Consider the following 10902-nt stretch of genomic DNA (forward strand, 5'->3'; position numbering starts at 1 on the left):
CAGGGAAAAGGTTAGAAGCTTTTGCTTTCTAACCTTTGATACTGAATATGGAGGGATTTATATGTCTCAAGCTGAAAAAATTACAGTTTCCAATGGTGTATTAAACACTCCTGACCATCCAATTATTCCTTATATTGAAGGAGACGGAACCGGTCCAGATATTTGGGCAGCTGCACAAAGAGTTCTGGATGCATCTGTCGAAAAAGCATATGGCGGCAAGCGGAAAATTGCATGGAAAGAAGTATATGCAGGTGAAAAGGCACATAATAAATATGGCGAATGGCTTCCTGAAGAGACATTGGATACTATCCGTGAATATTTTATCGCTATTAAGGGTCCACTTACTACACCAGTAGGCGGCGGTTTTCGTTCCTTGAACGTGGCGCTTCGCCAAGAGCTTGACCTATATGTGTGTCTTCGCCCGGTTCGTTACTTTGAGGGTGTACCATCTCCGGTAAAGCGTCCAGAGGATACAGACATGATAATTTTCCGTGAAAATACGGAAGATATTTATGCAGGAATTGAATACCAATCAGGTTCTGAAGAAGTGAAGAAAGTCATCCAATTCCTTCAAAATGAAATGGGTGTAGAGAAAATCCGTTTTCCTGAGACATCCGGCATTGGGATCAAGCCTATTTCCTCCGAAGGAACCAAACGTTTGGTCCGTGCATCGATCAACTATGCACTGAAGGAAGGGCGTAAATCCGTTACACTTGTACATAAAGGAAACATTATGAAATTTACAGAAGGTGCTTTCAAAAACTGGGGTTATGAAGTTGCCGAACAAGAATTTGGAGATCAAGTGTTTACTTGGAACCAATATGACAAGATTAAAGAAGAGCAAGGAACAGAGGCTGCAAACAAGGCTCAGGCCGAAGCAGAAGCTGCCGGGAAAATCATTGTTAAGGATGCAATTGCGGATATTTTCCTTCAGCAGATCCTAACTCGTTCCAAAGAGTTTGACGTAGTGGCAACGATGAACCTGAATGGAGATTACATCTCTGATGCCCTTGCGGCGCAAGTCGGCGGAATTGGTATTGCACCGGGTGCAAACATCAACTATGAGAGCGGACATGCGATTTTTGAAGCAACGCATGGAACAGCTCCTAAATATGCAGGACTGGACAAAGTAAATCCATCGTCTGTTATCCTTTCGGGAGTATTGATGCTGGAGCATATCGGCTGGTCTGAAGCAGCCCAATTGATTACAAAATCAATGGAAAAAACAATCAAATCCAAAGTGGTGACGTATGACTTTGCCCGCCTCATGGAAGGCGCTACAGAAGTGAAAACGTCTGAATTCGGCAATGCCTTAATTGAAAATATGGGTTAATTTTCTCCATAACTGGGAAAATTGGGGATAAGAACAGAAAAAGAAGAGATTGCGCTGCAAGGCTCTTCTTTTTTGTTGAATGAATAAGAAAGAAGGGACATCTCCATGACATTAAAGCGAAATAAAATTTCGGTGATTGGCGGAGGATTTACAGGTGCTACCACAGCATTTCTGGCAGCACAAAAAGAGCTTGGAGATATTGTACTGGTTGATATTCCTAAAAATGAAAACCCAACGAAAGGAAAAGCTCTGGACATGGTGGAAGCAGGTCCGGTTCTCGGGTTTGATGCAAATATTCTCGGTACCTCCAACTATGAAGATACGAAAGACTCGGATGTAGTTGTGATTACTGCTGGTGTTGCACGGAAGCCCGGGATGAGCAGGGATGATCTGGTACAGACCAACCAAAAGGTCATGAAGAGCGTAACTCAGGAAATTATCAAATACTCTCCGAACTGTCTTATCATTGTTTTGACAAATCCGGTTGATGCCATGACCTATACAGTTTTTAAGGAATCCGGATTTCCCAAACATCGTGTGATCGGCCAGTCGGGTATTCTTGATACAGCCAGATTCCGGACTTTCGTTGCCCAAGAATTGAATCTTTCAGTGAAAGACATTACAGGATTTGTGCTGGGAGGGCATGGAGACGATATGGTGCCGCTTGTCCGGTATTCCTATGCAGGTGGAATTCCTTTGGAAAAATTGATTCCTCGCGACCGGCTGGATAAGATTGTGGAAAGAACAAGAAAAGGAGGCGGTGAAATTGTCAATCTGCTGGGCAATGGAAGTGCTTATTATGCACCGGCAGCCTCCCTTGTCGAAATGGTGGAAGCAGTTGTAAAAGACCAGAGGCGTGTTCTTCCTTCCGTTGCTTATTTGGAGGGGGAATACGGATTTAACGGCATTTATTTGGGGGTGCCGGCCATTCTTGGAAAAAACGGCATCGAACAAGTCATCGAGCTGGAACTGACCGAGCAGGAACAGACTGCTTTGGACAAGTCTGCAGCCTCTGTTCGTGAAGTTATGAAAGTCCTCGAGTAAATTCTAAAAAAACCAATCTTCTTTTGATTGGTTTCTTTTTTTTCCACAAGAAAAATGGTATGATGATTCACAATAAACTGATTTATCCCCGGAGGTGCTATGATTGTTATTGGGAAAAAAGCGTAAGCCTGGGCGGCAGATTGAGGAAATTACCAGTGGTGAAAAGTTTAAAATGACAGAAAAAATTGAGGATAAAGACCTTCTGTTGTACCTTGGTTTGACCAATGATGCCAATCCGCTGTATATCCAGCATGACTATGCTTCCCAAACCCCCTATGAAAAGCCGATTGTTCCATCTGTCCTGTTGACTGGAATGATCACATCAGCGGTTACCAAGTATTTGCCTGGAGCCGGTTCACACATTCTCAAACAGGAGATAGAGTTTATTAAACCCGTATACCATGATGCTGTTATTGATTTTTTATTTGAAGTGGCAGAGGTGAATGAGAGGGACCATACCATTACGATCCAAGTTCAGGGGACTGAGAGAGAACAAACTGTACTCATGGCCACCCTGCTTGTCAGTCCGCCATATCCGGCCGCTTTGTAAGCCCAACAAGCACCTTATTTTTGAGCTTCGACTATTGATAAATATGTAAAACGGCTGTGATGGTAAGTCAGTGTTGGCTGACTTTCCGTCACAGCTTTTATATTTTTAAATATTGAAACCTTTTTTCGAATGTTCCGTAATACATTATTAATAGTGATAGAGAAAAAGAGAAAGGATCGTGGGGAATGAGTTTAAAAAGGATTTATGCAGCGGTCGGAGCGGCAATAGCTGGGGTGATTCTCTTGTTCGTTTTGTTTACCTCATGGTATACGTTGGATGAATCAGACCAGGCGGTTATTTTGACATTTGGTAAGGCGGAAGAAACCGTAACTGACTCCGGACTGCATTTTAAGCTGCCCTGGCCAATCCAAAAGGTTGAAAAACTGGCCAAGGAAACGAAAAGTTTAGAATTTGGATATAAAGAAGGCGGAGATGAAGGTGAGCTGTCCGATGAAACTAAAATGATCACAGGTGATGAAAATATCGTGCTCGCTGACCTTGTGGTCCAGTGGAGAATTACGGACCCGAAAAAATACTTGTTTAATGCAGACAATCCGGAAGAGGTTTTGTACGATGCCACATCTGCCTCTTTAAGAAGTATTATCGGCAGTTCCAAAATTGATGATGCCCTTACATCCGGAAAAGCGGAGATTGAGGGGAATGTAAGGGAACTGCTGACCTCATTAATGGAGAAGTATGATGTGGGAATTTCGATTTTGGCTGTTAAATTAAAAGACGTGGAACTTCCCAACGAAGAGGTGCGCAGTGCATTTACAGCGGTGACGGATGCAAGGGAGACAATGAATACAAAATTAAACGAGGCCAAGAAGTATGAAAATCAACGGATGAATGAAGCCGAAGGGGAAAGGTCAGCCATTATCTCGAAAGCAGAAGGAGAAAAAGCGGCAAGGCTGGAAACGGCTAGAGGGGATGTGGCGGTATTTAACGAGCTGTATACAGAATATAAAAATAGCCCCGATGTCACAAGAGAGCGTTTAACGATCGAAACATTGGAGCAGGTCCTGCCAGGAACTGAAATTTATATAATGAACGATGATGGAAACACGATGAAGTATTTCCCGATCCGGACGATGGAAAAAGAAGCCCCAAAACCATCAGAAAACACGGAAGGGGATGAGTAAATGGATAAAAAGATAGTAGAATTTGAATCTCGTAAATCTTTGGAAGTGCAATGGCGGAAATATACCAGACTAGGTATCTTTTTGCTGATTTTAATCATCCTGCTGCTGTTGTTGTTATCCAGTTTATTCGTGGTCAAAGAAGGAGAATATAAAGTAATTCGCCAGTTTGGTGAAGTCGTCCGCATTAAGACTGACCCAGGGCTGTCCATGAAGGTTCCATTCATTCAAACGGTATCAACGCTTCCCAAATATCAAATGACGTATGAAGTTTCGCAGGCCGAGATCAACACAAGAGATAAGAAGAGAATCATTATTGATAATTACGCCTTATGGAGAATCACTGATCCGAAAAAAATGATTTCCAACGCACGTACTGTTGAGAATGCAGAATCAAGAATGGAAGAGTTCATCTATTCCGTGATACGAACGGAGCTCGGACAGCTGAATTATGATGAAATCATCAATGACGAAAAATCTTCACGTGGAAGCCTTAACGACAGAGTGACGGAACAAGTGAATGACCTTCTGGCAAAGGATCAATATGGAATCATTGTGACAGATGTACGCATGAAGCGTACGGACTTGCCGAACGAAAACGAAAACTCCGTCTACACCCGAATGATTTCAGAGCGTGAGTCAACCGCGCAGGAATACTTATCCAAAGGGGACGCCGAGAAAAATAGAATTATGGCTGAAACGGATCGTAAAGTCAGAGAAATGCTTTCTAAGGCGGAGGCTGATGCTGAAGTGATCCGCTCCGAAGGAGAAGGAGAAGCAGCTAAAATATACAATGAGGCGTTTTCAAAGGATCGCGAATTTTACCAGCTTTTCAGAACACTGGAATCCTATAAAAAGACCATTGGCGAAGATACAGTCATTATCCTTCCGGCTGATTCTCCTTATGCCAAGTTGTTAATGGGATATACGGAGTGATAAAGAGAAAAATGCCGGCCAGGAATGACTTCGTGCCAGTTTTCAGCAATACTTTTTTATGCTTGTCCCGACAACAAGCAGGTTGATTCATTGTAGGATTTGGTGGTCAGGCTTTTCATGATCTTATGCTATAATCGATCACCTTCACCGGGCTTGCCTGCCCGGTTTGTTATATAAACTTCTGGGGGAATATACAATGAATAAGATCCTTTTGCACATCGAGGGGCTGGCAGTATTTGCTTTAAGCATGTATGTTTATGGGCAAAATGAATTCAGTTGGGTATGGTTTTTCCTGCTGTTGCTGGTTCCTGATATTTCTATGCTTGGATATGTAGTCAATCGTAGATTTGGTGCCATGCTCTATAATCTATTCCATACATATACATTGGCCATTTTGATCGTCCTGTGCGGATTGGTTTTATCCAGTTCTCACCTGCTCGGAATCAGTATGATCTGGACAGCACATATAGGTATGGATCGAATGCTGGGTTATGGCCTAAAGTATCCCGCATCTTTTAAAGACACACATCTCAATCGAGTATGATCAGCAAGGCTTCCTTCGATGGGAGCCTTTTATCATGAGAGAACCGCCCAATATCCCTCTCTTTTTTTCACTTTCAGGTATACACGTGCTAGAATAATACTATCAGGCAAGCCGAAAATGAGTTTGCTGAGGAGGTAATTTTGCTTGGGAACAAATAAGAAAAAATTAATGCTGATAGACGGAAACAGTGTGGCATACCGGGCCTTTTTTGCATTGCCGCTGCTCCATAACGAAAAAGGTGTTTTTACTAATGCAGTGTATGGCTTTACAACCATGCTGATGAAGGTGCTGGAGGAAGAGAAACCCACACATATTCTAGTTGCGTTTGATGCAGGAAAAACTACGTTTCGTCATGAAACATTCAAAGAATATAAAGGCGGCCGCCAAAAGACTCCCCCGGAGCTTTCAGAACAGTTTCCTTATTTAAGGGAATTACTCGACGCCTACGGGATTAAACGGTATGAACTGGAAAATTATGAAGCCGATGATATTATCGGCACGCTTGCAGTCCAGGCGGAGAAAGACGGTTATGAAGTAAAAGTAATTTCCGGTGATAAGGACTTGACTCAGCTGAGCACGGAGCATGTTACTGTAGGAATCACCAGAAAAGGCATTACAGATATCGAAAACTACACACCTGAACATATTAGGGAAAAGTATGGGCTGACACCCGAACAGATTATTGATATGAAAGGACTTATGGGGGATGCTTCCGATAATATTCCGGGGGTTCCGGGCGTGGGTGAAAAAACCGCGATTAAACTGCTGAAGGAATTTCACACGGTGGAACAACTGCTGGAATCCATTGATAAAGTCAGCGGCCCCAAGCTGAAGGAGCGCCTGACAGAATTCAAAGATCAAGCGTTAATGAGCAAGGAGCTTGCCACGATTTCGGTTCAAGTCCCTCTGGACGTTAAGTTAGACGAGCTGGTGTATGAAGGGTATGATCCGGCTGAATTAAGATCTCTCTTTAAAGATCTGGAATTTAATTCTCTCCTAGAAAAGCTCGAAGGCGGGGAAGAAGACACGGACAGGATGCAGGAAAATGAAACGGTTGAATTTCAAACAGTCCAGGAAATTGACGACCATTTATTTACCGGCGAGATGGCGTTATATGTAGAAATCATTGATGATAACTATCATACATCCCCCATTATCGGATTTGGGCTTTCGAGTAAAAAAGGAAACGTATTTCTTCCTGCGGAACTTGCCCTTCAATCAGAAGCATTTAAACAATGGGCCGAAGATGACAAAATGAAAAAATGGGTGTATGACGGAAAACGTTCAATCGTCTCTTTAAAAAGGCAGGGAATTGAGTTAAAGGGAATTGACTTCGACCTTCTGCTCGTATCATATTTGTTGAACCCTTCTGAATCTACCACTGACTTTGCAGGTGTTGCACGGCGTCACAATTACAGAAATGTACAGACGGATGAGGCTGTGTATGGAAAAGGTGCAAAGAAAAAAGCCGCAACAGGAGATGTACTGGCGGAGCATTTGGCGAAAAAGGCACTGGCCATTGCTTCATTGTACAAACCATTGCTGAAAGAACTGGAAAAGAACGAAATGCTCAACCTGTTTTACGACCTGGAACTCCCTTTGTCGTTTATATTGGCTGAAATGGAATATACGGGCGTCAAGGTGGATACAGGCCGCTTAGAGGAAATGAAAGCAGAGATGGCTGAACGTCTTGATCAGATAGAAAACAAAATCTACGAGATGGCCGGAGAAAAGTTTAACATTAACTCACCAAAACAGCTTGGCGTTATATTGTTTGAAAAGCTTGGGCTTCCCGTAATCAAAAAAACCAAAACCGGTTACTCAACAGCTGCAGATGTATTGGAGAAACTGGCGCCCGAGCATGAAATCATTGAAGAAATTCTCCATTACAGACAGCTGGGGAAATTGCAATCCACTTATATTGAAGGCCTTTTGAAAGTAGTTCACAAAGATACACGGAAAGTCCACACCCGCTTTAATCAGGCTTTGACACAAACCGGCAGATTGAGCTCTACAGACCCCAACTTGCAGAACATTCCAATTCGCCTGGAAGAGGGGAGGAAAATTCGCCAGGCCTTTATTCCTTCACAAGAGGGCTGGGTGATGTTTGCAGCGGACTATTCACAGATTGAACTAAGGGTACTTGCCCATATCGCAGCTGACGAAAAGCTGGTGGAAGCTTTTAAAGAAGACATGGATATTCATACGAAAACAGCTATGGATGTGTTTCATGTCAGTCAGGAGGATGTAACGCCGAATATGCGACGGCAAGCGAAAGCCGTAAACTTCGGGATTATTTACGGGATCAGTGATTACGGCCTTTCCCAAAACCTTGGAATTTCCCGAAAAGAAGCAGGAGTGTTCATTGACAGGTATCTTGAAAGCTTTCCGGGCGTCCGTAACTATATGAAAGACATTGTCATGGAAGCCAAACAACACGGCTATGTGTCTACGTTGCTTCATAGGAGAAGATATCTGCCCGAGATCAACAGCCGGAATTTTAATCTGAGAAGCTTTGCAGAAAGAACAGCGATGAATACGCCAATCCAGGGAAGCGCAGCAGATATTATAAAAATAGCGATGATTCACATGGCAGACAAGCTTCAGAAAGAGGGGCTGCAGGCACGTTTGCTGCTTCAGGTTCATGACGAACTGATATTTGAAGCGCCGAGGGATGAAATAGAGAAGCTCAAAGAGATTGTTCCGGATGTAATGGAACATGCATTGGAACTGAAGGTTCCCCTAAAAGTGGACTATGCATATGGTCCATCATGGTATGATGCCAAATAAATCAACAACAGTGTAACATCAGGGAGTGAGGACATGCCGGAATTGCCTGAAGTGGAAAATGTGAAAAGGTCGCTGCTTCAATTGGTGAGGGGGAAGACCATTCAATCGGTTACAGCCGGCTGGCCGAAAATTATTAAGTATCCCCTTGAACCAGAACAGTTTTATGATGCATTACGGGGCCAATCCATCTTGGATATTCAACGAAAAGGAAAGTTCCTTATATTTGTTTTAGACGAATATGCCCTTGTCTCCCACCTCCGGATGGAGGGTCATTATAGTTTCCATCACATGGAGGAAAAGCCGGACAAGCATACACATGTCATTTTCCGTTTTACTGATGGGACTCAAATGCGCTATCGGGATGTTCGGAAGTTCGGCACAATGCACTTGTTCAAAAAAGGGACAGAAGTTCATGAATTGCCTTTGTCAAAACTCGGACCCGAGCCTTTTTCAGCGGACTTTTCACCGTCATACCTGAAAACCCGGCTGCAAAAAACAGATCGGATCATCAAGGCGGTTTTATTGGATCAGACTGTTGTCGCAGGGCTTGGCAATATTTATGCGGATGAAGTACTGTATCAGGCAAAAGTCCATCCGGAAAGAAGAGCTAAAACGCTGACCGATGAAGAGATAGAAAGGCTCAGCCAAGCCATAATCTCCATATTGGAAGACTCCATTGCATCAGGAGGCAGTTCTGTGAACACGTATATGAACTCCATGGGCTTGAGCGGGACCTATCAGAACAAACTGAGAGTCTATGGACGGGATGGGGATGCCTGCCCGGAATGCGGGACCACTCTTGAAAAGATGAAAGCTGCCGGCAGGGGGACGCATTTTTGTCCAGCTTGCCAATCTTGAGAAACGACGCCATCTGTTTGAATATTTATTAATAATCAAAAGACCGGGTTTCTTCCTCGATCACAACTTGAGCGATATTTATACGGCAGTCATGCAATTTAACCATCGGCAAGCATCCTTCATATGATGCATTAGCGCAGATTGAAGGGGAAGGAGCTTGCTGATGGGACATATGATTTCACTATTAGTATTAGCAGCTGCTATCAGTCTCGACAGTTTTGGTGCCGGATTGGCATATGGAGTAAGGAAGATCAAAATTCCACTAAAATCTATTGTAATCATTGCGCTGTGCACCGCTTTGTCGCTTGGAACAGCGATGTTTTTCGGACAGCTGATTCAAGGGTTCCTTGCGCCGGAAACGGCCAGTCGAATTGGGGGAGCGATCCTCATTGCCATCGGCGGTTGGGTTATTTTTCAATTCTTTAAATCCGAAAAGGAACACCACGGTTATCAGGAAAAAGTTGAATTTAACTGGGAAATTAAATCTCTGGGAATTGTCATTCATATTTTAAAAAAACCAACAAGGGCAGATTTCGACTCCTCAGGAACCGTCACGGGGGTAGAAGCCTTCATGTTGGGTACTGCTCTTTCCCTTGATGCATTTGGGGTAGGGATTGGAGCAGCCATGCTTGGATTCAGTCCCTTTATTTTATCGGGGGCTGCGGCCATGATGGGCGGTTTATTTTTGGCCTGCGGGATCAAGTTTGGCGGATTATTTGCCCATATTCAGGCTGTACAGAAATTTACTTTTTTCCCGGGACTGATCTTAATTATTATTGGACTTTTAAAAATGTAAATGAAAGAGGCAAATCATATGGCATTCATTGCGGGATTAACCGGCGGTATTGCAAGCGGAAAAAGTACTGTTTCCAGGCTCTTTGAAAAACGGGGCTTTACGATCGTTGATGCTGATATCGCAGCAAGAAAAGTAGTAGAGCCCGGTGAAAAAGCTTTATCAGCCATTGTAAAAGAATTCGGCAAAGATATTCTTTTGGAAGACGGGATACTGAATAGAGGCAAACTGGGATCTATTGTTTTCCGGGATGAGGAAAAACGGAAAAAGTTAAATGCCATTGTTCACCCGGCTGTCCGCAAAAAAATGAAAGAGTGGCAGGAAAACGCGATTCAAGCAGGGAAGCAAACGGTTATTCTGGATATTCCACTGCTGTTTGAAAGTAATTTAACCCATATGGCTGATAAAACCATCGTTGTATATGTAGACGAACACACACAATTGCAACGCCTGAAGGAGAGAAACCATTTTACCGAAGAAGAAGCCATGTCCAGAATCTCTTCACAAATGCCGTTAAGGAAAAAAGTAGAACTGGCGGATGCCGTGATTGATAACAATGGCACTATAGAACAAACAGAAGAACAGGTGGAGCGTCTGATCAGAGAATGGAAAATGAAGCCGTAAAAAGGAGCGAATATCCGCTCCTTTTTTGGTTAATTTAAAAGAAAACCCTAAATATGTTTAGCTGCAGACGGCAGGGGCTCGAGGTCGCTTCAGAAAAACCATGAAGGCAAACAGCGCCTTCCTTGATTTTCCTCCAGCGCTTGTCGCCCCTATGCGGCCGTCTTGCGCTTTTCGAGTGTCCAGCTGCAGCGCCTAGCCCCTCGAGGTCATAAGCCAATCGCAGCTGAAGGCAAAGAACGCCTTCATTCTGCGCTCGTCTTATGCTTGTCGGGGCTGAGCCAGGCGCTTCCG

At 43.6% G+C, this 10902-nt stretch carries 10 protein-coding genes; all 10 read left to right on the forward strand.

All coding sequences use genetic code 11. From position 1 onward, the window contains the following. The first annotated feature begins 61 nt into the window (after positions 1 to 61). The 10 genes from icd (at position 62) to coaE (ending at position 10611) form a co-directional block, all read left to right on the forward strand. Positions 62 to 1333 carry an NADP-dependent isocitrate dehydrogenase gene (gene icd / locus ACFSCZ_RS14600; protein ID WP_380774829.1) on the forward strand — a complete coding sequence of 424 codons (1272 nt, stop codon included), beginning with the start codon at positions 62 to 64 and terminating at the stop codon, positions 1331 to 1333. Positions 1334 to 1438: 105 nt separating this feature from the next. Then, the gene (gene mdh, locus ACFSCZ_RS14605) at positions 1439 to 2377 is read left to right on the forward strand and encodes a malate dehydrogenase (protein ID WP_380774830.1); all 939 of its coding nucleotides are present in this window, start codon (positions 1439 to 1441) and stop codon (positions 2375 to 2377) included. A gap of 103 nt (positions 2378 to 2480) precedes the next feature. Next, complete coding sequence (locus ACFSCZ_RS14610; protein ID WP_380774831.1) at positions 2481 to 2927, forward strand: MaoC family dehydratase; 447 nt, start codon at positions 2481 to 2483, stop codon at positions 2925 to 2927. A 185-nt stretch (positions 2928 to 3112) separates the two neighbouring features. Beyond that, complete coding sequence (gene hflK / locus ACFSCZ_RS14615) at positions 3113 to 4069, forward strand: FtsH protease activity modulator HflK (RefSeq protein ID WP_380774832.1); 957 nt, start codon at positions 3113 to 3115, stop codon at positions 4067 to 4069. Next, complete coding sequence (gene hflC / locus ACFSCZ_RS14620; protein ID WP_380774834.1) at positions 4070 to 5002, forward strand: protease modulator HflC; 933 nt, start codon at positions 4070 to 4072, stop codon at positions 5000 to 5002. Between the two features lie 196 nt (positions 5003 to 5198). After that, positions 5199 to 5546 (forward strand): DUF4260 domain-containing protein, encoded by a 348-nt coding sequence (locus tag ACFSCZ_RS14625; protein WP_380774836.1) that lies wholly within the window; start codon positions 5199 to 5201, stop codon positions 5544 to 5546. 168 nt (positions 5547 to 5714) lie between these two features. Continuing rightward, complete coding sequence (gene polA, locus ACFSCZ_RS14630) at positions 5715 to 8336, forward strand: DNA polymerase I (RefSeq protein ID WP_380774842.1); 2622 nt, start codon at positions 5715 to 5717, stop codon at positions 8334 to 8336. Positions 8337 to 8369: 33 nt separating this feature from the next. Beyond that, a complete protein-coding gene (gene mutM / locus ACFSCZ_RS14635) occupies positions 8370 to 9194 on the forward strand; it encodes a DNA-formamidopyrimidine glycosylase (protein ID WP_380774837.1) in 825 nt (274 codons plus the stop codon). 163 nt (positions 9195 to 9357) lie between these two features. Beyond that, a complete protein-coding gene (gene ytaF / locus ACFSCZ_RS14640; protein ID WP_380774838.1) occupies positions 9358 to 9990 on the forward strand; it encodes a sporulation membrane protein YtaF in 633 nt (210 codons plus the stop codon). 18 nt (positions 9991 to 10008) lie between these two features. Continuing rightward, positions 10009 to 10611 carry a dephospho-CoA kinase gene (gene coaE, locus ACFSCZ_RS14645; protein ID WP_380774839.1) on the forward strand — a complete coding sequence of 201 codons (603 nt, stop codon included), beginning with the start codon at positions 10009 to 10011 and terminating at the stop codon, positions 10609 to 10611. The last annotated feature ends 291 nt before the right edge of the window (positions 10612 to 10902 follow it).

The sequence above is a fragment of the Siminovitchia sediminis genome, assembly GCF_042680885.1.
Taxonomy (GTDB): Bacteria; Bacillota; Bacilli; order Bacillales; family Bacillaceae_C; genus Siminovitchia; species Siminovitchia sediminis.

Bases quoted from the DNA above. Each gene is read 5' to 3' on its own strand.
- ytaF (WP_380774838.1), top strand. From the start codon at position 9,358: ATGGGACATATGATTTCACTATTAGTATTAGCAGCTGCTATCAGTCTC.
- mdh (WP_380774830.1), top strand. From the start codon at position 1,439: ATGACATTAAAGCGAAATAAAATTTCGGTGATTGGCGGAGGATTTACA.
- icd (WP_380774829.1), top strand. From the start codon at position 62: ATGTCTCAAGCTGAAAAAATTACAGTTTCCAATGGTGTATTAAACACT.
- ACFSCZ_RS14625 (WP_380774836.1), top strand. From the start codon at position 5,199: ATGAATAAGATCCTTTTGCACATCGAGGGGCTGGCAGTATTTGCTTTA.
- polA (WP_380774842.1), top strand. From the start codon at position 5,715: ATGCTGATAGACGGAAACAGTGTGGCATACCGGGCCTTTTTTGCATTG.
- mutM (WP_380774837.1), top strand. From the start codon at position 8,370: ATGCCGGAATTGCCTGAAGTGGAAAATGTGAAAAGGTCGCTGCTTCAA.
- coaE (WP_380774839.1), top strand. From the start codon at position 10,009: ATGGCATTCATTGCGGGATTAACCGGCGGTATTGCAAGCGGAAAAAGT.
- hflC (WP_380774834.1), top strand. From the start codon at position 4,070: ATGGATAAAAAGATAGTAGAATTTGAATCTCGTAAATCTTTGGAAGTG.
- hflK (WP_380774832.1), top strand. From the start codon at position 3,113: ATGAGTTTAAAAAGGATTTATGCAGCGGTCGGAGCGGCAATAGCTGGG.